This window comes from Exiguobacterium sp. SH3S3 (genome assembly GCF_004337115.1).
GTDB classification, from domain to species: Bacteria; Bacillota; Bacilli; order Exiguobacteriales; family Exiguobacteriaceae; genus Exiguobacterium; species Exiguobacterium aurantiacum_A.
The window spans coordinates 54,989-74,479 of sequence record NZ_SJUU01000012.1; the positions used below are offsets into that span (position 1 = coordinate 54,989).

25 protein-coding genes are annotated in these 19,491 nt (G+C 49.5%); 15 read left to right on the forward strand and 10 right to left on the reverse strand.

Annotation, left to right across the window (positions count from 1 at the left end):
* Positions 1 to 113: 113 nt before the first annotated feature.
* Positions 114 to 731 (reverse strand): glucosaminidase domain-containing protein, encoded by a 618-nt coding sequence (locus EVJ28_RS11770; RefSeq protein WP_131458949.1) that lies wholly within the window; start codon positions 729 to 731, stop codon positions 114 to 116.
* A 220-nt stretch (positions 732 to 951) separates the two neighbouring features.
* Here EVJ28_RS11770 and EVJ28_RS11775 point away from each other — a divergent pair, with 220 nt between their 5' ends.
* Both EVJ28_RS11775 and EVJ28_RS11780 read left to right on the forward strand, forming a co-directional pair.
* Complete coding sequence (locus tag EVJ28_RS11775; RefSeq protein ID WP_161566984.1) at positions 952 to 1,314, forward strand: hypothetical protein; 363 nt, start codon at positions 952 to 954, stop codon at positions 1,312 to 1,314.
* Positions 1,315 to 1,328: 14 nt separating this feature from the next.
* Positions 1,329 to 1,973, forward strand: coding sequence for a plasmid pRiA4b ORF-3 family protein (locus tag EVJ28_RS11780; protein WP_131458946.1), 645 nt, complete (start codon positions 1,329 to 1,331; stop codon positions 1,971 to 1,973).
* 48 nt (positions 1,974 to 2,021) lie between these two features.
* On the opposite strand, the gene EVJ28_RS11785 is transcribed toward EVJ28_RS11780, so the two are convergent.
* Positions 2,022 to 3,515: a DHA2 family efflux MFS transporter permease subunit gene (locus tag EVJ28_RS11785; RefSeq protein ID WP_131489095.1), complete on the reverse strand. Its 1,494-nt coding sequence runs from the start codon at positions 3,513 to 3,515 to the stop codon at positions 2,022 to 2,024.
* A gap of 154 nt (positions 3,516 to 3,669) precedes the next feature.
* Between EVJ28_RS11785 and EVJ28_RS11790 the strand changes: the two genes are divergently transcribed.
* The 8 genes from EVJ28_RS11790 to EVJ28_RS11825 all read left to right on the forward strand — a co-directional run bounded on the left by EVJ28_RS11790 (position 3,670) and on the right by EVJ28_RS11825 (position 11,527).
* The gene (locus EVJ28_RS11790) at positions 3,670 to 4,542 is read left to right on the forward strand and encodes a TetR/AcrR family transcriptional regulator (protein ID WP_131489098.1); all 873 of its coding nucleotides are present in this window, start codon (positions 3,670 to 3,672) and stop codon (positions 4,540 to 4,542) included.
* Positions 4,543 to 4,688: 146 nt separating this feature from the next.
* The gene (locus EVJ28_RS11795) at positions 4,689 to 5,702 is read left to right on the forward strand and encodes a LacI family DNA-binding transcriptional regulator (RefSeq protein ID WP_131458942.1); all 1,014 of its coding nucleotides are present in this window, start codon (positions 4,689 to 4,691) and stop codon (positions 5,700 to 5,702) included.
* Positions 5,703 to 5,899: 197 nt separating this feature from the next.
* Entirely contained in the window at positions 5,900 to 7,213 is a 1,314-nt protein-coding gene (locus tag EVJ28_RS11800; protein ID WP_236634147.1) for an ABC transporter substrate-binding protein, read from the forward strand.
* A gap of 62 nt (positions 7,214 to 7,275) precedes the next feature.
* Positions 7,276 to 8,175 carry a carbohydrate ABC transporter permease gene (locus tag EVJ28_RS11805; protein WP_131458938.1) on the forward strand — a complete coding sequence of 300 codons (900 nt, stop codon included), beginning with the start codon at positions 7,276 to 7,278 and terminating at the stop codon, positions 8,173 to 8,175.
* Between the two features lie 3 nt (positions 8,176 to 8,178).
* Entirely contained in the window at positions 8,179 to 9,105 is a 927-nt protein-coding gene (locus EVJ28_RS11810) for a carbohydrate ABC transporter permease (protein ID WP_201738355.1), read from the forward strand.
* Positions 9,106 to 9,129: 24 nt separating this feature from the next.
* Positions 9,130 to 10,482: a GH1 family beta-glucosidase gene (locus EVJ28_RS11815; protein ID WP_131489100.1), complete on the forward strand. Its 1,353-nt coding sequence runs from the start codon at positions 9,130 to 9,132 to the stop codon at positions 10,480 to 10,482.
* Between the two features lie 98 nt (positions 10,483 to 10,580).
* The gene (locus tag EVJ28_RS11820) at positions 10,581 to 11,084 is read left to right on the forward strand and encodes a hypothetical protein (protein WP_131468146.1); all 504 of its coding nucleotides are present in this window, start codon (positions 10,581 to 10,583) and stop codon (positions 11,082 to 11,084) included.
* Positions 11,084 to 11,527, forward strand: coding sequence for a WapI family immunity protein (locus EVJ28_RS11825; RefSeq protein WP_131489101.1), 444 nt, complete (start codon positions 11,084 to 11,086; stop codon positions 11,525 to 11,527). The genes EVJ28_RS11820 and EVJ28_RS11825 overlap by 1 nt, the downstream gene beginning before the upstream one ends.
* Before the next feature lie 109 nt (positions 11,528 to 11,636).
* On the opposite strand, the gene EVJ28_RS11830 is transcribed toward EVJ28_RS11825, so the two are convergent.
* The 7 genes from EVJ28_RS11830 to EVJ28_RS11860 all read right to left on the reverse strand — a co-directional run bounded on the left by EVJ28_RS11830 (position 11,637) and on the right by EVJ28_RS11860 (position 16,578).
* A complete protein-coding gene (locus EVJ28_RS11830; protein ID WP_131489103.1) occupies positions 11,637 to 11,819 on the reverse strand; it encodes a hypothetical protein in 183 nt (60 codons plus the stop codon).
* A 171-nt stretch (positions 11,820 to 11,990) separates the two neighbouring features.
* Positions 11,991 to 12,176, reverse strand: coding sequence for a hypothetical protein (locus EVJ28_RS11835; RefSeq protein ID WP_141737249.1), 186 nt, complete (start codon positions 12,174 to 12,176; stop codon positions 11,991 to 11,993).
* Between the two features lie 122 nt (positions 12,177 to 12,298).
* Positions 12,299 to 13,627 (reverse strand): PTS sugar transporter subunit IIC, encoded by a 1,329-nt coding sequence (locus EVJ28_RS11840; RefSeq protein ID WP_131458910.1) that lies wholly within the window; start codon positions 13,625 to 13,627, stop codon positions 12,299 to 12,301.
* A 12-nt stretch (positions 13,628 to 13,639) separates the two neighbouring features.
* The gene (locus EVJ28_RS11845; RefSeq protein ID WP_131458909.1) at positions 13,640 to 15,046 is read right to left on the reverse strand and encodes a glycoside hydrolase family 1 protein; all 1,407 of its coding nucleotides are present in this window, start codon (positions 15,044 to 15,046) and stop codon (positions 13,640 to 13,642) included.
* 15 nt (positions 15,047 to 15,061) lie between these two features.
* The gene (locus EVJ28_RS11850; protein WP_131458908.1) at positions 15,062 to 15,370 is read right to left on the reverse strand and encodes a PTS sugar transporter subunit IIB; all 309 of its coding nucleotides are present in this window, start codon (positions 15,368 to 15,370) and stop codon (positions 15,062 to 15,064) included.
* Positions 15,367 to 15,714 (reverse strand): PTS lactose/cellobiose transporter subunit IIA, encoded by a 348-nt coding sequence (locus EVJ28_RS11855; RefSeq protein WP_070329089.1) that lies wholly within the window; start codon positions 15,712 to 15,714, stop codon positions 15,367 to 15,369. Before EVJ28_RS11855 ends, EVJ28_RS11850 begins: the two co-directional genes overlap by 4 nt.
* Positions 15,715 to 15,867: 153 nt before the next feature.
* A complete protein-coding gene (locus EVJ28_RS11860) occupies positions 15,868 to 16,578 on the reverse strand; it encodes a GntR family transcriptional regulator (RefSeq protein WP_131458907.1) in 711 nt (236 codons plus the stop codon).
* A 194-nt stretch (positions 16,579 to 16,772) separates the two neighbouring features.
* Between EVJ28_RS11860 and EVJ28_RS11865 the strand changes: the two genes are divergently transcribed.
* From EVJ28_RS11865 to EVJ28_RS11885, 5 genes are read left to right on the forward strand one after another with little or no spacing between them, the layout of a single operon-like run.
* Positions 16,773 to 17,204 (forward strand): hypothetical protein, encoded by a 432-nt coding sequence (locus EVJ28_RS11865; protein WP_131468142.1) that lies wholly within the window; start codon positions 16,773 to 16,775, stop codon positions 17,202 to 17,204.
* Entirely contained in the window at positions 17,204 to 17,632 is a 429-nt protein-coding gene (locus EVJ28_RS11870; RefSeq protein WP_131458905.1) for a hypothetical protein, read from the forward strand. Before EVJ28_RS11865 ends, EVJ28_RS11870 begins: the two co-directional genes overlap by 1 nt.
* A gap of 4 nt (positions 17,633 to 17,636) precedes the next feature.
* On the forward strand, positions 17,637 to 18,080 hold the full coding sequence (locus EVJ28_RS11875; RefSeq protein ID WP_131489108.1) for a hypothetical protein: 444 nt from the start codon (positions 17,637 to 17,639) through the stop codon (positions 18,078 to 18,080).
* Positions 18,080 to 18,589 (forward strand): hypothetical protein, encoded by a 510-nt coding sequence (locus EVJ28_RS11880; protein ID WP_131458903.1) that lies wholly within the window; start codon positions 18,080 to 18,082, stop codon positions 18,587 to 18,589. The genes EVJ28_RS11875 and EVJ28_RS11880 overlap by 1 nt, the downstream gene beginning before the upstream one ends.
* On the forward strand, positions 18,582 to 19,052 hold the full coding sequence (locus tag EVJ28_RS11885) for a hypothetical protein (protein ID WP_131458902.1): 471 nt from the start codon (positions 18,582 to 18,584) through the stop codon (positions 19,050 to 19,052). Before EVJ28_RS11880 ends, EVJ28_RS11885 begins: the two co-directional genes overlap by 8 nt.
* A 15-nt stretch (positions 19,053 to 19,067) precedes the next feature.
* Here the strand turns inward: EVJ28_RS11885 and EVJ28_RS11890 are convergent, their stop codons facing one another.
* A complete protein-coding gene (locus EVJ28_RS11890) occupies positions 19,068 to 19,403 on the reverse strand; it encodes a hypothetical protein (protein ID WP_131458901.1) in 336 nt (111 codons plus the stop codon).
* Positions 19,404 to 19,491: the final 88 nt, after the last annotated feature.

The window sequence follows — 19,491 nt, forward strand, 5'->3', positions numbered from 1 at the left end:
TGTTAGCGTTTAAGTAGCAAGACGACGCCCGTTACGAGAAGCGTGAGTCCGCTGAATAACCGTACTTGATTGCAAGTCACTATCGTTCACCCCTATAAGTCATGATCATTCGTTCATTTTTTGGCGACCCGGATTTGGGTCCGTCCCATCTCCCGATAGATCGAGAGGATGTCCGTCCCATAATTGCCCGACGGTTGCATCGCCCATTTACGATGCAAGGCCGGCCAAGTCGTCGCAGAGCCTCGTTTCACATAATGGAAGCGCGGGTCGACGCGGGTCGAGTTTAACGCTTCTTTAGAAGCATATGCTTTCAAATGTTGAATCTGTGCTGTTACGCCTTGGTGCGGTGAGCGGAAGAAATGCCCTTTGACCCCGTTACCGACTGTGCCGATCCCTGAGTAATTGTGCTGCTTCGGGAGGACGTCCCCGCCGTAGCGGAAGTAACCTGTCTCTTTCAATGCTTGGGCAAAGGCGACGTCCCCGCGGACGCCTTCTTTTGCGCCGATGATGACGAACAGTTTGGCGAGCTCTTCGACTGTCACGCCATGAAGGCGGACGGTTCTAGGATTTTTCGCTTTCACGTAGTCTGCCATCTGTTGAGGAGTTAAAGTCGATGCTCCCATAATAGCACGATTCTCTTTCTTTGGCGCGGCCTCGACCGCTGTTTCGAAGGTGAAGCATGAAGTTAAAATCAAGATCATAGCTAAGCCAAACGCGAGCACTTTTTTCATCAAGACATCCTCCGATTCGATTGAATAAACTATACAGATAATACCATATTATTCAGAGTCGCAATCATTAATTTTAGCTAAAAAGGGAACATAATCCAAATTTGTGTCGTAGATTAGAATTGAGGTGAGGGGAATGGATAAACAAGCACGTGCCATAGCGCTAAAACGGCATCAACAGAAACGAAATCGTTCTCAAATTAGTCTCGCTCTATTACTCGTTTTGACGTTTATACTCGCATATCAAATCGGACAGTTTTATATCGGGCTCGGAATTGGGGTTATCTTGTCTATCGTTGTGACGGGATGGCTCCATTATAAGGAGAGTCAGTTTGCGCGGAGTATGGCGCCTGAGGCGAACGTCAAGCGATTGATTAGTCGTCAGTATATGTGGACATTTTTGTTCATGATGTTACCCAGCTTGATTTTATTTGTCATGGTTCTATTAGGTCGCCCACTCCTCGGCTTATTTTTTATAGTTGCAGTCGCAGGTCAGTATGTGGTGCAGTGGTATTATGAGCAACAAATTCGGTTGCTTGACCCGGAGCAACCTAGACGGGCAGATGTTCGAGAACAATCGATTTAGAGAGGCGGTACCACATGTTTACAGCATATCAATTCCAGATTAAATTGCTGGGGAGTCCGACCCCTGTATGGCGCCGGTTCATCATCCCGGCCGAGACGAATTTCAAACGGCTTCATGACGCGATTCAACTCGTCATGTGGTGGGAAGATTCACATTTGGCAAAATTCGAGGACGATTTACGTAACCCGACGTTCCGCTTCGTGTTAAATCCTGAAGAAGTGTATGAACACAAAGATCGTCTCGCGTATTTAAAGGCTCAGTCAAAGCTGAGCGAATTTGAAACGAACCTATTGGAACGGTTCAAGCAAGTAACGGTCCGGGACATGAAAAACGTGAAGCTCCCGAGTATCATCGAGTCCCATCAAACACTCTACTACACGTACGACTATGGGGACGATTGGCAACATGAACTGACTCTGGAGAAAGTCATCGCCGATTATCCGCACCCGCATCCGTTGGTGACGGAGTGGGAGGGCGAGACGCCGTTCGAGGACATCGGTGGCATGGCTGGAAACATACACCTGCAAGAGATTTTAAATGATCCGAACCATCCGCAACATGAAGAAATGATTGAGTTAGGAAAAGAAGTTGAGCCGTATGAAGTCGATCGCATCAACTTTTTGTTGAAAGAGTATGTGACGGTGAAGCGAGTGAAATAGCACGCAAAGAAAGCCGTCCTGTGAGAACAGGGCGGCTTTTCGTATAACTTAATTCGCTTTTTTGAGCTCTTGCTCTTCTTCCTTGAAATCGAGTTTTCGAACATCGACCCGTTTCACAAAGAACGCCAAGATGAGCGCCAAAATGTTCATGACTAACGCAACATAAAACGATACTTGAATCCCTGACAGTAGCGCTTGCTGCGTCATCACACCCATTGCGCTCTCAGTGAGTGTCGACGGGTCGACGCCGGTCATGAGTGACTCGGCTTCAGTCCGCGTCACTGAGTTCATAATTGTCACCAAAATAGCCGTTCCAATCGCACCGGACACTTGTTGTGCCGTGTTGTTGATGGCCGTGCCGTGTGGGTTAAGGCTCGTCGGCAATTGGTTGAGACCGTTTGTTAAAATAGGCATCATCACCATCGACATTCCGAACATACGAAGTGTGTACGTCGTCACGATATACGTATACGTCGAGTCGAGCTGGACGTTGGCGAGCATATACGTCGAGATCGCCGTGATCGTGAGACCGGTGATCGAGAGGAGCTTCGGCCCGAACTTATCGAACAGTTTCCCCGTGATTGGTGACATGATCCCCATGATGATGGCACCTGGCAACAGCATCAGTCCTGAGTCGAGCGGTGAGATGCCGCGGACGCTTTGAACGTAGGCCGGCGTCAAGATCATCCCTGAGAACATGGCGACCGCGTTAACCATCGCGATGATCGACGCGAGGGCGAACATCGGATATTTATACGCCCGTAAGTCGAGGAGCGGTTTTTCCATGTTGAGCTGGCGGACGACGAACGCGATAAGTGCGACGAGGCCGACGATCATCGTCGTCAAGACGATCGGGTTATCCCAACCGTCCGAACTGGCCGAACTGACGCCGTATAAAATTCCGCCGAAGCCGAGCGTCGATAAGACGAGCGACAAGTAGTCGAGCGATTGGTCTTTGTTTTGCACCATGACGTTCTCGGCTTTCCAAATCGCGAGTCCAAGTCCTATGATGGCGAGTGGAAGAATCATCTCAAACAAGACACGCCAGTTATAATACTCGACGATATAGCCCGACAGTGTCGGACCAATCGCTGGTGCCGTGATCATGACGAGCCCGAAAATCCCCATCGCCGTTCCGCGCTTCTCACGCGGGAAGCTGACGAGCATGACGTTCATGAGCAGTGGTCCCATCGTCGAAGCCCCGACCGCTTGGATCATCCGGCCTGAGAGCAACCAGCCGAACGTTGGGGAGAAGGCGGCAATCGCCGTCCCGAGAGTGAAGATTGCCATCGAGGTGATGAAGAGCGCTCGGTTCGAAAAGCGGGTGATCAAGTAGGCCGATGCCGGGACGAGGACACCTGTCACGAGCATGAAGCCGGTCGCGAGCCATTGGACGGTCGAGTAGTCGGCGATGTCCAAATCGACCATGATCGATGGGAGCGCGACGTTAAGTAATGAGTTGTTCAAGAAGGCGATGAATGCCCCGACGAACAAGACCGCGAGCATGAGATACGGCGGTTTCTTTTGGAATTCTGGTTTCATCTGGACTGCTCCTTTATTTTATAAATAGTTATATACTAGTAAGTGTCGATGACATGATTTTATACCCGTTGTACAAATAAATCAACAATTTTGTACCGTGAGTTTAAAATGCTATACTTAGGATACAAATCAAACAGAACGGAGTAATCAGTATATGAAAGATAAGAAACGAAAAGTCGCGGACGTCGCCATGACGTTGTTCATCGAGAATGGGGTACAGCAGACGTCGGTCCAAGAAATCATCGAGCGAGCCAACATCTCGAAAGGGACTTTCTACAACTACTTCGCCTCGAAAACGGACTGTGTCGCCAACATCCTTGAGAACTTGCGCTATGACGCCGGCCAGCGTCGCATCGAGATGCAGATGGGACGGGACAAGCGCGATAAAGACGTATTCATTGAGCAGATCTCGATTCTCATTCAGTTAAATGAGGAACGTAATCTGTACGCCTTGTTCGAGTCGATCATGTCGGCAAACGAACCCGAACTGAAAAAACTCGTCTTGCAGCACCGCGTCTATGAGATCGAGTGGCTCGCCATGCGCCTGACGGAAATTATCGGCGAAGCGATTCGTCCGTATTCGATCGAATTGACGATTCTATTCAACGGGATGTTGCAACACGTGCTATTCACACTTCGCATCACCAACACGGCCTACTCGATCCAACAGCTCATTCGCAACCTGTATGCGTACGTCGAGCTGATGGCGGCACGGATGGTCGAGACGGGCGAACATATTTTGAACCCGGTCACGGTCGATCAAATGCGGGGGACGACGGATAAAAACTTGGTCACGAAAGAAGAGTTGCTCAAAATGGCAGAGCGGATCCAAAAGCATGTGCTGATGACGGAAGAACAAGGGGATTTATTTGAGGCGATCACGTATGAACTGCATCAAGAGCGGCTTCGGAAAATTGTCATCGAGCAATTGCTCAAGCCGTTCCAACGTTTGTTCAAAGGTGTGACCGGCGAGACCGAGGTACAAAAATTTACGAATCTTGTCTGGTTGTATACACGGACACATTGACGACAAAAACTTTCTTGTTGCTGTTATATAGAAGAAAGACGTCACAAAAATAAATCTCAAAATATTCCACGAAAAAGAATTGATTCCTACAAATTCATGCGCTACAATCAAGTTACCGAAAGCGCTTTCGGGAAGAGGAGACTGACATGGGTACGATCTATGATTTAGCAAAGAAAACCGGCTTTTCGATCACGACCGTCTCTAAAGCGTTGAACAACTACAAGGACGTAAACGAAAAGACGAGAGCCAAAATTTTAAAAGCTGCCGCCGAGATGGACTATCTGCCGAACGCGCACGCCCAGTCGTTATCGACGAAGAAGTCGTGGGCGATCGGAGTCATGTTCTCGGAAGCGAACGAAGTCGGGATGAAACACCCGTTCTTCAACGGAATCATTGAGAGTTTCCGTCACGCGACAGAGGAACAAGGCTACGATTTGATGTTTGCCTCAAGGAACCTCCGCAACCGTGACATGAGTTATCTCGAACACTTCAAACACCGCGCCGTTGACGGCATCGTCGTCATCTGCTCGGACCGGATGGATGAGCAAGTTCAAGAACTCATGCAAAGCGACATCCCGATCGTCGTCGTCGATATGGACAGCGCGGATTGTAGCGTCGTCTATTCGGACAATATCGCGGGTGCACGTCTAGCCGTGAACCACTTGTACGAGCTCGGTCATCGCAAGATCGCACATATCGCCGGTGACAGAACGATTGACGCCGGTGCGACCCGAATCAAAGGGTACGAGCTCGCCATGCAGGCACTCGATCTTCCAATTGAACCAGGTTATTTGATCAACGCCGGATTCTTTTCAGTCGAAGAAGGTAAACAAGCGATGGAGAAGCTTCTCCAGCTCGAAACCCCTCCGACCGCAGTATTCGTCGCGGGTGACCAGATGGCGATTGGTGCGATTGAAGCCGTCCATGAGCACGGTCTCCGGGTACCGGAAGACATCTCGATCATCGGTTACGATGACATCGACATGATCAAGTACATCACGCCGAAGCTGACGACGATTCGTCAAGATACGGACGAGATCGGCGAAGCAGCGGCCGAGTTGTTGATTGAACAGATGACCGCTAAAGAACGACTCACAGAACGTCGCGTCATTCCGGTCAAATTGATCGAACGCTTGTCATGCGCACCGGTCAAAAAGTAGAGTAGTCCCGATGATATTTCGAAGTCGCTCTCTCCCCTTTAACCGGATAGAGGGAAGAGCGCGATTTCGAAAGTCATTCTCAAAAAATCGAAATCGCTTTCGATATTTTATTTCGACATTACCGAAAGCGCTTTCGACAAATTATTACCTCTTCTTGCAAACGCTTTCTAAAAAACATTAAAAGGATGGGTTCACACATGCGTAAAAAATTAGTCAGCTTACTTTCAATCGGAGCACTATCAGTCGGCGTCTTGGGCGCGTGCTCAAACGACGAAGAAACTTCAGGTTCTGAAACAGCTTCTAAAGACGACGTTCTAAAAGTTTGGTCGTTCACAGATGAGCTCAAAGAACCAATCAAAACGTACGAAGAGCGCAACGGCGTCAAAGTAGAATTGACAATCGTTCCAATCGCTGACTATCCGACAAAACTCAAGCCAGCACTTGAAAGCGGCGTTGGGGCACCGGACGTATTCACTGGGGAAATCGCGTTCCTTAAGCAATGGGTTGACGCAGGCTACTGGGAAAACCTTTCAGACGAGCCATACAATGTAAATGAAATCGCGGACGACTACATCCCATACGTCTTTGACCTCGGGAAAGATCAAGAAGGCAACGTGCGCGCCCTTTCATGGCAAACGACTCCAGGTGGTGTCTACTACAAACGTAGCCTAGCGAAAGAAGTGCTCGGCACGGATGATCCGACTGAAATCGGAAACATGATGAGCTCGATGGACGGCGTCTTCGAAGTTGCTGAGAAGATGAAACAAAAAGGCTATCGTATGTTCCCAGATGAAGGCGCAATTCGTTGGTTCTCACAAGGCGCAAACCCTGAAGCATGGGTAAACGACAAGAACGAACTCGTCTTGACACAAGACAAGATCGACTACATGGACTACGCGAAAGAGCTTCGTGAGAAACAATACACGGCACTCGCTCCAGAATGGTCACCATCTTGGTTCGAAGGTATGTCTAAACCGATCAAAGTTAAAGAAGGCGGCAAAGAAGTTGAAACACAAGTCTTCTCGTACGTCCTCCCAACATGGGGTCTCCACAGCGTCTTGAAAGACAGCGCGAAAGATACAGCTGGTGACTGGGCAGTCACGAACGGTCCAAGCCCGTACTTCTGGGGCGGCACATGGCTCGGAGTTTACGAAGGATCGAAAAACAAAGAAGCAGCATACGACTTCGTTAAACTCATGACGCAAGACGAAGAGTTCTTGACAGGTTGGGCTGAAGAGACTGGTGACGTTCTTTCTTACAAACCGGTCACAGATAAGATCAAAGACGATTTCAGCGACGAGTTCCTCGGCGGACAGAACAACTATGAGTTCTTCCTCGACCAAGCTGATAAAATCACACCAGGGATCGTAACGAAATACGACCAGCAGCTCGACACACTCTACGGCGCGTCTGTCCTCCAATACGTTGAAGGCAAGAAGTCGAAAGACGAAGCAATCGCAGAGTTCAAAAAACAAGCGAAGAACGCTTACCCAGACATTACAGTTGACTGAAGCAAGCTAACCCGTGGGGGGATTTCCCCCCTTAAGGGTTGCTATGGAAGGAGTAACACGACGTGAAAAAACTAGACCGTTACGGCTATGCCTTTATTGCCCCATTTTGGGTCGTCTTTTTGACATTCAGTATCTACCCGGTCTTCTTGACCCTGTACTACAGTTTCACCAACTATACCGGCAGCCCGGGTGAAGAGGTCGTCGGTTTCGCGAACTACGCGCGTTTGTTGACAGACACATACTTCATCGAGGCGTTCGTCAATACGATTAAGATTTGGGGAATAAACTTTGCCTTGCAAATCGGTCTCGCACTGGCTCTCGCGCTCTTGTTCTCAGATCTTCGTTTGAAATTGAAGGGCCTCGCGTTCTTCCGTTCATTCTTCTATCTTCCTAACTTGATCACGATCAGTTCGGTCGCACTCTTGTTTGGAATCTTGCTTGACTGGCAGCACGGATCACTCAACATGATGCTCTTGAAACTCGGCATCATCTCAGACCCAATCAATTGGTTATCGCAACCGGTGACGGCACAACTGTCCGTCTCACTCATTTTGACATGGATGTGGTTCGGTCACTCGTTCATCATCGTCATGGCCGGTGTATCGGGGATCTCGCAAGATTTCTTCGAAGCTGCTCATATCGATGGCGCGAACCGTTGGCAGATGTTCACGAACGTCACGGTGCCACTGCTTAAACCGATTCTCTTGTATATCATGATCACATCGCTCATCGGTGGCCTGCAACTGTTCGACCTTCCGCTCTTGTTGACGGATGGAGTCGGTGCGCCAGATGGATCACTGAACACGATGGTGCTTTACTTGTACAACCAAGCATTCAAGTATAACAACTACGGCTATGCATCAGCGGTTGCTTACGGCTTGTTCTTGATCACGCTCGTCTTCTCGGCGGTCGTCTTCAAAGGCATGTTCCGTAAAGAGCGCGCTGCGCAGAAGGGAGCATAACCAATGGAACAAAATGCAGAATCACGGCGTATGCTCGCCGACAGCGAAGTACAGCCGCCGCGCGAGGAGAAACCTCTCCGCGTGGAGCCACCAAAAAACAAGGTCAAAAAGAAACGGTTTAGCCGTGGATTGATCTATACGGCCTTGATTATCTTGACGATTATCTGTTTCATCCCGTTCCTCATGATGCTCGTCAACGCGACACGGACGAACGGAGAAATCATGACCGGTTTCTCGCTCATCCCAGGGACATCACTGCTCGATAACTATGCGATCTTGAGCGACTACATCAACATTTGGACCGGATTTAAAAACAGTTTGATTGTTGCGGTGCTCGTGACGTTACTCTCGGGTTACTTCTCAGCCATGACTGCGTTCGGATTTGCATTCTACGACTTCAAAGGGAAAAACGTACTCTTCATCTTCATGCTCGTCATGATGATGGTCCCGGGACAACTCGGACTCATCGGTTTCTACGAGATCAGCAAGACGCTCGGGATTCTCGATTCGTTCATCCCGCTCATCATCCCGTCGATCGCGAGTCCGTTCGTCGTCTTCTTCATCCGCCAGTACACGCAAGCGACGCTGCACGTCAGTATGATCGAAGCAGCGCGGATCGATGGAGCGAGCGAGCTTCGCATCTTCCATACGATCGCGCTTCCGATGATGATGCCAGCTGTTGCGACGATGTCGATCTTCACGTTCATCGGCTCGTGGAACAACTACTTGATGCCGCTCGTGCTCTTGTTCTCACCAGAGAAGTACACGTTGCCGGTACTCATGGGCTTCTTGAAAGGTTCGCAAGTCGCCGAAAACCTCGGCGCCCTTTACCTCGGTATCGCGATTTCAGTCGTGCCGATCATGATCGCCTTCTTGTTCTTGTCGAAATACATCGTCAGCAGTATCTCGGCTGGTGCGGTCAAAGAATAACTAGACAGAAAAGAGGAATTGACTATGCAGTTTAACAAAGACTTCGTCTTCGGAACGGCAACTTCGTCTTATCAAATCGAAGGCGCCCACAACGAAGGCGGGCGTACGCCGTCGATCTGGGACATGTTCTGTGACATCGACGGACGTGTGTTCGAAAAGCATAACGGTGACGTCGCTTGCGACCACTACCACCGTTATGAAGAAGACATTCAGCACATCAAAAAGCTCGGCGTTGACACATATCGCTTCTCGATCGCCTGGCCACGCATCTTCCCGGCCAAAGGTGAGTTCAACCCGGCCGGTATGGAATTCTACAAGACGCTTGCGACGCGTCTCCGTGAAGAAGGCATCAAGCCAGCCGTCACGCTCTACCATTGGGACCTCCCGATGTGGGCCCATGAAGCAGGCGGCTGGGTGAACCGCGACTCGGTCGACTGGTTCCTCGAGTACGCGAAAGTGTGTTTCGATGAGCTCGACGGCATCGTCGACTCATGGATCACGCACAACGAACCATGGTGTGCCGGCTTCCTCGGCTACCATGTCGGTGTTCACGCACCGGGACATCGTGACATGAACGAAGCGGTCCGCGCCGTGCACCACATGTTGCTGTCACACGGTAAAGCAGTTGAATTGCTCAAGAACGACATGAAGTCGACGACACCGATCGGCATCACGCTCAACTTATCACCGGTGTACGCGAAGACGAACTCTGCGAACGACAAACTCGCTCAGAACAACTCGGACGGGTACTCGAATCGTTGGTTCCTCGATCCGGTCTTCAAAGGCCAGTATCCGGTCGACATGATGAACTTGTTCTCGAAATACGTTCACTCGTACGACTTCATCAAACCAGGTGACATGGAGACAATCTCGACAGAGTGCGATTTCTTTGGCATCAACTTCTACAGTCGCGGACTCGTCGAGTTCAGCGCAGCGAACGACTTCATGACAGTCGCCGCTTACTCCGATTACGACAAGACGGGCATGGGCTGGGATATCGCCCCGAACGAATTCAAAGACCTGATCCGTCGCTTACGTAACGAGTACACAGATCTTCCAATCATCATCACAGAAAACGGCGCAGCGTATGACGACGTGCTTGAGAACGGCGAAGTCCATGACGATAAACGCATCGACTACGTCAAAAAGCACCTCACAGCCGTATCTGACTTGAACGACGAAGGCATGAACATCGCCGGATATTACCTCTGGTCGCTCATGGACAACTTCGAATGGAGCTTCGGTTACGAGAAGCGTTTCGGCATTCTCTACATCGACTTCGAGACGCAAGAGCGCGTCTGGAAAGATAGTGCGAAATGGTACGCCGGTGTCATCGAACAGCATAAAGCAGGTCACGCCGACAGCGTCGAAGCGTAACCAACAAAACAGCCAGTCCCTGCCGCTACGGGGATTGGCTGTTTTTGTGTGGAACTTATTCAAGGGGGGAACGTATGAAGTAGGGAGGAGGAGCGACGATGGCGTTGGACTATCGAACAGACGAAGAACGCGCCGAAGACCGTTGGACGACAGCGCTTTTCATGTGGACGCTCAACGGGTTCATCTTTGGGATGTTGTACGGTGTGGTGTATCGGGACGTTGCCGTTGTCTTCTTATCTTGTTTTTTGCTCGTCTTCGGAATCAAAGGCGTGTTTCGGCGCGATGACCGCATCAAGCGGGAACGAGCGATTCGCGAGATGGGGATCGAGCTCGACTCAAAAGAGGGGGAAATGTTGATGAAACGCGAATATGCGACGTACGAAGTGACAGGCTACGACGACAAAGGCAAAATCAAGTTCATTCATTTGAAGGAAGGCGAGTTCGTCTTACCGGTCGAAATCAAAGGGGACGATTTGACGAAAATCAAAAAGATGATGGAACTCAATCCTGGGGTGATCGTCATCGTCCATGCGGCAATCGACCAGAAGCGGATGCGCCTCTTAGAGATTGACGGCTATTCGTTGCGGAAGGAAGAAAAGTAATGGCGATCACAAAACTGATGTCGCGCGACGAAACGATTGATGTGACGATTGAGAGCTACGCGTACGCTTATCCTGACGCCGACAACGTCCATGACGCGGCGTGGCACCGCAATTGGATCGGGTTTCACGCACCGGACCACCGCATCACGTTCGATGACATCATGCTTGATAGTTTGCTCGTCGCGCACTACATACCAGTATTTGAGTCGTTCGTAGCGGGTGACGTGCAGGAAGTCGAGTTCGAGCCGACGGAACCGTTTGTCAGTTTGACGTTGACGAGAAGAGATGGCGACGGAGACGAGGTGGGCGTACGAGGCCATCTGGAGCATCCGCTCGGGGACGATACGGAAGAGTTGAGGTTCGAGTTTGAGACGTCCGTGTTGAACGTTGAGCGCTTTCTAAAAGGCTTACGGGACATCGCAGACGAATTTCCGGTACGCTAGATGGAGGAATGATTAAACGGATTGATTCAAGCGCCCTTCTAAAAGAGCATCATCCAACATAAGGACTTGCATGACAAGAAAAAACGCCGTGACAGCAAGGGTCATGGCGTTATGAGTCGAGTGGTGAGGCGTGGGCCCGATATTTGCCTAACGAGTAGGCGGCGCACAGAAGGAAAATCGTATGCAGACCGATGCCGATCAACATTGCGTAAGGCACGATCGATTTGAAGCCAAGTCCAAAGGCAAGGGCTGCGCTCGATAAGATCATAAAGCTCGGTGTATAGTTTTTCAAATCAAGTTTCTCCTTTGCTACGTGTGATGGTTTGCCGCTGTTTTCCAAACGGATAGCCAGCGAGTAAAAGGAATGCCGTGCTTAAAAACAACGGATAGACAGATTGGGTTGCAAGGCCGACAAAGCCGGATATACCTGATAAGAAACAGCAGAGAGAAGTGTAGTTAAGTTTCATTGTTTACCAACTTTCTTAGGGAAGAGAAGAGAAACCAAGAGTATGATAATCGAGATTGCATAAAAGATAAGCGAGAAATCTTTCATTGCGTCTCTTGATACATGCATTCCGCTGATCATCGCAATTACTAAAAAACCGGACGAAGGCAAAATAGCGATAGCAAATGCAATCCATTGCAACATTCTTCTCGTCATATAACTCCTTTCTAATCGCTTAGTATAGTCGAATAAGCAAACCATTTCCTTACTTGTTTCCCTAAATATAACAGCCCTTCTCATCGCTGAGAAGGGCTGTCGTTTTTTACTTAGGCTGACGCTTTTTCTGCTTCTTCTTGTGCTTTCAACTCTTCACCGTACGAGACGCGGTCTTGCATGCGGACGAACGGGAGGTAGACGGCTACTGCCATTGCGATCGTGACGATCTGCAAGAGCGCTGCACGCCATCCGCCGATTAAGAAACCAGAGATGATCGGTGGTGTCGTCCATGGCACTTGAAGTGCGTTGAACGGATCGACCCAGCCCCAAAGGATTGAGAAGTACACCATGAACGATGCGATTGCAGGTACGATAACGAACGGTACGAACATGATCGGGTTGAACACGATCGGCATCCCGAAGATGACCGGCTCGTTGATGTTGAACAAACTTGGTGCAAGCGAGAGCTTACCGAGCTGTTTCAAGTGAGCCGAACGGGCGACGATAAGTGTGGCGATGATGAATCCGATCGTGATTCCTGAACCACCGAGCTTCGTGAAGACGTCGAGGAACTGGATTGTAACGATTTTCGCGTTCTCACCGGCAACGAGTGTTTCACCCGCATCGATGAGTGCTTGGTTTTGAAGCGCGTTTGCTGTAAGGAGTGGCCCCATGATACCCATGATGATTGCGGCACCGTGAATTCCACACCACCACATGACTGACATGAGAACCATGATGATGACTGCTCCTGCGAGCGTGTCTGTCAAGTTTTGAAGTGGTGATTGAAGCACGTCATAGACGACTTCTGTGAACGTACGCTCTGCAACTGCTTGGAAGACAGCGAATGTCACAGCAGCAAGTGCGATGATCGCAAGACCAGGAACGAGTGCCGAGAATGAGTTCGAAACACCAGGTGGGACACCGTCAGGCATTTTAATGCTGATCCCGCGTTTGATGAATTGCGAATAAATGAATCCGACGACTAAACCGACGACGATGGCAGCGAGGACACCTTGTCCACCTGTCCATACTTTCGGGATGACTCCGTTGACTGCTTCTCCTGATTCAGAGAGGACAGAAGCTTGTGTGATGATCAAGAACGAGATGATTCCGAGGATACCAGCTGGTACGCCTTCAATCTTTTCGTTTTTGACGTACGAGTAGGCGATTCCGAATACCCCGATTAAAGCGAGGATGTCAAACGTCGCACCGACGACTTGCGTGAGTGGGAGCGTCCAATCGGCTCCGAATAATCCTGACATGAACTCGGCCCAACCTGGAATCGGTAGTGCCAAGATAAGCAGGAACAGTGAACCGATGATCGTCATCGGCATTGTCAGGATGAACCCGTCCTTAATTGCAAGGACGGGCTTTGCGTTCGCAAAACGAACGAAACCTGGAGTGAACTTTTCAAATACTCTTTCTAAGCGGCTCATGGGGAAACCTCCTTATAGGTCTTCAGCGCGCGTGGCGATGATCTCTTTGTACCAATGGAACGACTGTTTCTTCTTGCGGGCGAGACCGTTAGCGTGGTCAACATAGATGAAGCCATATTGCTTCTTATATCCGTTGAGCCAGCTGAGGAGGTCGATGACCGACCAAGCGTAGTAACCTGAAACGTTGATGCCTTCTTGAACGGCATGTTTCACGGCACGCAAGTGGCTTTCGATGTACTCGATCCGCGGTGTATCCATAATTTCTTCGCCGACGATTGGGTCAACATCACCGAGACCGTTCTCTGTAATGTAGATCTTGACGTCGCCGTAACGAGCTTTGAGCATGCGGAGCCCTTCGAGGAACGCGTCTGGCGCGATTTCCCAGCCCCACTTCGTGTAAACCTTGTCTTCCATCTCGACTGTCTTGTAGACGCCGTCGAACGATGGGTTACCTGGGCGGCCCGTCGAGTTCTCACGGCCACCGGCCATGACGAGCGCTGTGTCATTTTTCATGACGCGTTGCGGGCAGTAGTAGTTGAGACCGATGAAGTCGTTCATCGGAGCCGTGCGTTTGAGCAGGTCGAGTTCTTCTTCCGTCCAGTCAGGGAGCAGGCCTTTCTCTTTAAGTCCTTTGACCACGTACTCAGGGTAAGTCCCTTTCAAGATCGGGTCATAGAACCAGTGTGTCGCATATTCGTTCGCATGCATCTCGGCGAACTTGTTGTCCGGGTCGTTGTCGATGCTGAACGATGGGCTGAACACGTGTGTGATGCCGATCTCACCTTCGTAACCGGCTTCTTTGAAGAGCTCGATTGAACGGGCGTGAGCGACAAAGACGTTATGTGTCGTTTGGAAGTACGCTTTGACATCACCTTCGATACCTGGTGGGTGTGCTCCTGACAAGTAGCCGAGCGAGCAGAAGATGACCGCTTCATTGAACGTGATCCAGTGACGGACACGGTCGCCGAACGATTGGAAACAAGTATCGGCGAAACGAACGAATGCGTCAACTGTCTCTTGGCTGCGCCAACCGCCTTTTTCTTCAAGTGCCTGTGGAAGGTCCCAATGGTAGAGCGTCACGAACGGTACGATGTTGTGCTTCAAGCACTCGTCGATCAAGTTGTTGTAAAACTCGAGGCCCTTCTCGTTGACTTCGCCAGAACCGTTCGGGAAGATACGTGGCCATGAGATTGAGAAGCGATATGACTCGAGTCCCATTTCGGCCATAAGCGCGATGTCTTCTTTATAACGGTGGTAATGGTCGACAGCGACGTCGCCATTCGTGTTTTCAAATGTCTTTCCAGGAATTTTCGAGAAGACGTCCCAGTTCGAGACGCCTTTCCCGTCCTCGTTCCATGCGCCTTCGACTTGGTAAGAAGCCGAAGCAGCGCCGAACAAGAAAGTTTTAGGCATTTTCAAAGTAGTCACCTCAGTTTATTTATTTACAAGCTTAAGTGCGTGGTCTAGTACTTTCGTTCCGTTCATCATGCCGTAGTCGACTGTGTTGATGACGTCGATTGGAACGCCTTTTGGCTCACAGATCAGTTTGCCTTTTGAAAGCAAGTACTTCACTTGTGGTCCGAGAAGAGCGACGTCGAGGTCGTTCACATACGTTTCCATTTCTGATTCTGGGTAGGCTGCGATTTCTGCCTCGAGGCCACGTTCAGCGGCAACCGCTTTCATTTTTTCTACTAACATACTTGTTGACATACCTGCTGCGCAGAAGAGTCCGATTTTCATCATTTTTGATCCATTCCTTTCAATTGGTTGATTTCGTTTTGCATGTTCATCATGTAGCCGAGCATCTCTTTTACGAGGATCGTGTTCATCAAATGGTCTTGCGCGTGCACCATGAGGACGCCGACTGTCGCCGTTTTCCCTTGTGCTTCGAGCGTGACGAATTTTGTTTGGATAGCGTGTGCTTCTTTCAACGTCGCGTCACCGGCTGTCACCGCTTCAGCTGCTTCCTCTGGCTTGCCTTCTTGCATGAGGAGCATTGCGTGGTGGTAACTTGCTTTCGCGTCACCTGAGAGGGCGATTAAACCGAAGATGTCTTCGGGTGTAATTTCGATTGTTTCAGAAACCATAATATCTCTCCTTTTTTGTATGGATAACTAAGATTCATAGGTACAAATTCTATAGTTTGATACTAGCACGACACCGCTTACATGTAAACCCTTTCTTTTTGAATAAAATGTGAACGAAAAAAAACGCACGCGAGATCAACCTCTCGAGTGCGTTTAAGACTTGATGTTAGAGACTTTCAGCATCTTAACATGGCGGAAATGATGTGTCGAGCGCGATACGTCGAAGATTTGACCGTTCGTTAAATAGACGGTGTTGTCGACGAGAAGGGCTGGATCGTTTTCGTTCAACCCGAGTAAGGCGGCATCATCGGCATTCAAGAAATCGGCGTAAATGACGCGGTCGGCAAAACCGATGGCGAGCTTTTGGTCGTTACGGAAGTAGTTATAGATCGACTTCTCGGTGATGTTTCGATCGAGATAGACAACGAGGTTTTTGCGGAAGTACGAATCTTCGAGCGAGAACGGGTGGTCGTCGACGAGACGCAGCCGCTTGACGTAATAGACAGGCGTCCCGACCGGACACTTCATCCGTTCCGCGACTTTCTCGTTTGCCGTCGTCTCCTCAAAAGCGAGGACATGTGTCTCGACTTTTCGTCCACTGAAGTCGCTCGTGAGACCTTGGAGTTTTTCGAGGTTCACATAATCGCTGTCGTAATGGTCACGGACGAAGACGCCGCTCCCTTGGACTTGATATGCGTAGCCTTTGTTGACGAGAATCTCGATCGCTTTCCGGACCGTGTTGCGGCTGACGGCGTATTTCGTCGCATATTCGTCTTCCGTGAGGAGTTTGTTCGTATGCTGATAGACGTGATTGACGATATCCGTCTCAATCTGTTCAGCCACTTGCTTATACTTTGGGGCCATGACTGTTTGCACCTTTCACATCAATTTGTAGGAATGAATACGCTATCATTATAGCAGAAATAATTGGTAACGGTCGTAAATCATTCGCCAATTGTTGAAAAACGTCGAATAATTATGGAGGGAATATTTGGATAACTTGAAACCTCATCGTTTCATTTCCGTATACAGTAAGAGAATAGTAGGGAGGGGAAGTCATGGATCAACCGACACGAATTGAACAAGAGACGGCTTGGAAGAAGCAACAGACACGGGTCGGATACATCTTTTTAAGCGTCGTTGTATTGGCCATCGTCTTATCCTTCTTCGGGAAGCAACTGTGGCTCATCATTCCTCTCACTGTCGTTGGGGTCAGAATGCTCATGTTAGACGTGCAGAAATACCAGATGAGACGTGCGCGTTTAGTCGATTTCGCTACGCGGAAGGTGTTAAGACGACATCTCGTGTACGATATCGTGAGCTCGATCGGTTTACTCATTTTAGTGAGTGGCCTGTTGGTCTTCAATCAAGACGACCTGTATTGGGCGTTCGGGGTGTTCATTTGGGGGACGTTGACAGAAACGGTGTCACGCCGTTTGAATCAACATGATCCGATATTACGCTCGCTTGAAGCGGAGGAAGTGACATGATGTCAAATCGATTAGAACAGGAACGGACGTGGGTTTGTTCGTTCCAACAACTCATGTATGGGATTGTAGGGATGTTTCTAGTCGTCATTCTTCCAATCGTTTGGTGGACGGACAGTCTGTTTTGGGGCATCGTCTACATGGCACTCGTGCTCGTTCCCGTCAATGTGATGTATATACGTCGCTATCAGATGCGACAACGGTTGAATCCGAAATTGACGCATCGCTATCGCCAACAGTTGGGGAGTGACATGTTGAATACGGTTGCCTTCTTTATCGCATTGAACGGCAATGAATTGTTGGGGGCGAAAGTTTTCTATACAGTCGGTTTACTCGTGATTGTGTTAGCCGGATGGATGACGATGAGAATCGATAAGCGGATGAAGCAGGAAGATGTATGGCGTTCTACATATAAAGAAATAGGGAGGTGAGGAAATGGACCAGGTGCGACACGATGTTAAGAGAGTCGTCAATATTCGGAGGTATGGTGTCCCGATATGGATTGTTTATATGGCCACCTTTCTATTCGCGCTTTTCTTTGAACAGATCTGGCTCATTCCCTTGATGTGGTTACTCGCAATTTTTCTCATCATCATGGGGAATAAAGAATATCGCATCATGCGTCATTTTGCAGAAACTTTTCAAACCCTCAAATTGCTTCGCATACAATATGCAATGACTTGGTTGGATGCACTATTGCTTTCGACTTCAATGACGGCGCTGGTTCTCAATCACTCAATCGGATTTTTGATTGGGGCTTTATTTGCTATGATGCGTTTTACCGATTCTTATCGAGACCGATTGATTAGAAACAAACTGAAAGCGGTTGACCCTGACATGCCGACATACGACCAAGTGATTGAAAGGATGAAATCATAATGGAACTATCACCGCAAACGAAACAACAGATCGATACAGTGTTGCGAATGGATAAATGGACAAGCTGGGGCGTCGGCATAATCGGTGTGTCAGCAATTATCGGCATGCTGATTTACGCGTCGTATTGGGAGATGCCGGATTCATTTTTCCTGATATTCATGTTCTCTATATTTAGTCTCGTCGTCACGACAGAGGTGATGCGTTTTCGGATGTGGCGCCGCTTCGTGAAAAATGAGAAGGCGCGAAAGCTGTTGATGCTGCGGCATACCGCTTATTTACTGGGACTTGTCGCTCTCGGCTACTACGGGATCGTTGTGTTCAATCAAACGTCGCAGCCGCAATCGTTCCAAGCATTTCTTTTATCACAAGCCTTTTTCTGGGGCGCGACGTTCTTTGGGAAATGGCTCGACCGTATCATTCAAAAACATGATGGGAACTATTTGACGGATCAAGATATCAAAGCAATTAAAGAAGCGCGGGAAATTGAAAAGGAAGAACGATATGGATAAGCGGAGCCAGATGCGTGAATTGACGGCGTTCGATGAGGCAAAGCATTCCACGGTCGCGTTCATCTCAGCGGTGTTCGCTGGGCTCATGTTTTTCTCGCTAGAATGTGGCTGGCTCTCGCCGGTGATGGTTATGTTTCTCGGTGCGGTAGCGAGTCTGCCGGACTTCCGGAAAATGTGGCGTCGTGAGAACATCAAGAAACAGTATTTACAGTCGCGGGAAGCGAGGCGGCTCATTCACTTCAATTCATTGTTCGGGCTCATCTTCCTACCGCTCATTTTGGTATGGGTATATGCGCTGCTGACGGATTTGATTTCGCTCCAAACGTTTGCGTTGATTGGTTTGGTGGCGTATTTGATTGCCATCGTCGAACAACGTTTGTATGAACGCCACATGGTCACTCTCGACAACAACTATGTCACCGAAGCCGAATTGCGAGAAGAACGAAAATGGGGGAGCGCATGAGCGCTTTCCCCGTTTTCATTTGAACGTACGGATGATGAAGTAAAGGCAGCCGAGGAAGGGGATTAAGAACAGTGCACCGAGCCATTCGCCTTGGCCGAAAACGATCCAGGCGAACAACTGGAACGATAGCAGACCAGCGGCGACGAGTCCGGCGAAGCGGAGCGCTTTCGGTCGCTTTGATGGTTCCTCCCACCACTCTTTAAAGAACGGCAAGCTGAACAACAGCGCCAAGCCGAGAAAGAACGCAGCCGGAAATACGAGCATATCCCCGCGCGCGTTCTGTCCGTTAAACTGCAGCCATTTCGAGAGAATCGATAAGGTGATGCCGATGACGAGAAAGAGCCCGCTCATATCCGTTCCTCCGTTTCATCTCTATATACTATTATCATGCACGAACCGCAGCAAACGAACAAGTCTCAAAAACGCTTGCGGTTCGGGC

What these genes read in the sequence shown, in the direction of transcription:
- EVJ28_RS11850 (WP_131458908.1), bottom strand. Translation starts at nt 15,370, where the DNA reads ATGATGAAAATCGGACTCTTCTGCGCAGCAGGTATGTCAACAAGTATG.
- EVJ28_RS11825 (WP_131489101.1), top strand. Translation starts at nt 11,084, where the DNA reads ATGGCGATCACAAAACTGATGTCGCGCGACGAAACGATTGATGTGACG.
- EVJ28_RS11865 (WP_131468142.1), top strand. Translation starts at nt 16,773, where the DNA reads ATGGATCAACCGACACGAATTGAACAAGAGACGGCTTGGAAGAAGCAA.
- EVJ28_RS11890 (WP_131458901.1), bottom strand. Translation starts at nt 19,403, where the DNA reads ATGAGCGGGCTCTTTCTCGTCATCGGCATCACCTTATCGATTCTCTCG.
- EVJ28_RS11795 (WP_131458942.1), top strand. Translation starts at nt 4,689, where the DNA reads ATGGGTACGATCTATGATTTAGCAAAGAAAACCGGCTTTTCGATCACG.
- EVJ28_RS11785 (WP_131489095.1), bottom strand. Translation starts at nt 3,515, where the DNA reads ATGAAACCAGAATTCCAAAAGAAACCGCCGTATCTCATGCTCGCGGTC.
- EVJ28_RS11800 (WP_236634147.1), top strand. Translation starts at nt 5,900, where the DNA reads ATGCGTAAAAAATTAGTCAGCTTACTTTCAATCGGAGCACTATCAGTC.
- EVJ28_RS11770 (WP_131458949.1), bottom strand. Translation starts at nt 731, where the DNA reads ATGAAAAAAGTGCTCGCGTTTGGCTTAGCTATGATCTTGATTTTAACT.
- EVJ28_RS11835 (WP_141737249.1), bottom strand. Translation starts at nt 12,176, where the DNA reads ATGTTGCAATGGATTGCATTTGCTATCGCTATTTTGCCTTCGTCCGGT.
- EVJ28_RS11860 (WP_131458907.1), bottom strand. Translation starts at nt 16,578, where the DNA reads ATGGCCCCAAAGTATAAGCAAGTGGCTGAACAGATTGAGACGGATATC.
- EVJ28_RS11880 (WP_131458903.1), top strand. Translation starts at nt 18,080, where the DNA reads ATGGAACTATCACCGCAAACGAAACAACAGATCGATACAGTGTTGCGA.
- EVJ28_RS11790 (WP_131489098.1), top strand. Translation starts at nt 3,670, where the DNA reads ATGAAAGATAAGAAACGAAAAGTCGCGGACGTCGCCATGACGTTGTTC.
- EVJ28_RS11780 (WP_131458946.1), top strand. Translation starts at nt 1,329, where the DNA reads ATGTTTACAGCATATCAATTCCAGATTAAATTGCTGGGGAGTCCGACC.
- EVJ28_RS11815 (WP_131489100.1), top strand. Translation starts at nt 9,130, where the DNA reads ATGCAGTTTAACAAAGACTTCGTCTTCGGAACGGCAACTTCGTCTTAT.
- EVJ28_RS11840 (WP_131458910.1), bottom strand. Translation starts at nt 13,627, where the DNA reads ATGAGCCGCTTAGAAAGAGTATTTGAAAAGTTCACTCCAGGTTTCGTT.
- EVJ28_RS11820 (WP_131468146.1), top strand. Translation starts at nt 10,581, where the DNA reads ATGGCGTTGGACTATCGAACAGACGAAGAACGCGCCGAAGACCGTTGG.
- EVJ28_RS11855 (WP_070329089.1), bottom strand. Translation starts at nt 15,714, where the DNA reads ATGGTTTCTGAAACAATCGAAATTACACCCGAAGACATCTTCGGTTTA.
- EVJ28_RS11885 (WP_131458902.1), top strand. Translation starts at nt 18,582, where the DNA reads ATGGATAAGCGGAGCCAGATGCGTGAATTGACGGCGTTCGATGAGGCA.
- EVJ28_RS11875 (WP_131489108.1), top strand. Translation starts at nt 17,637, where the DNA reads ATGGACCAGGTGCGACACGATGTTAAGAGAGTCGTCAATATTCGGAGG.
- EVJ28_RS11870 (WP_131458905.1), top strand. Translation starts at nt 17,204, where the DNA reads ATGTCAAATCGATTAGAACAGGAACGGACGTGGGTTTGTTCGTTCCAA.
- EVJ28_RS11810 (WP_201738355.1), top strand. Translation starts at nt 8,179, where the DNA reads ATGGAACAAAATGCAGAATCACGGCGTATGCTCGCCGACAGCGAAGTA.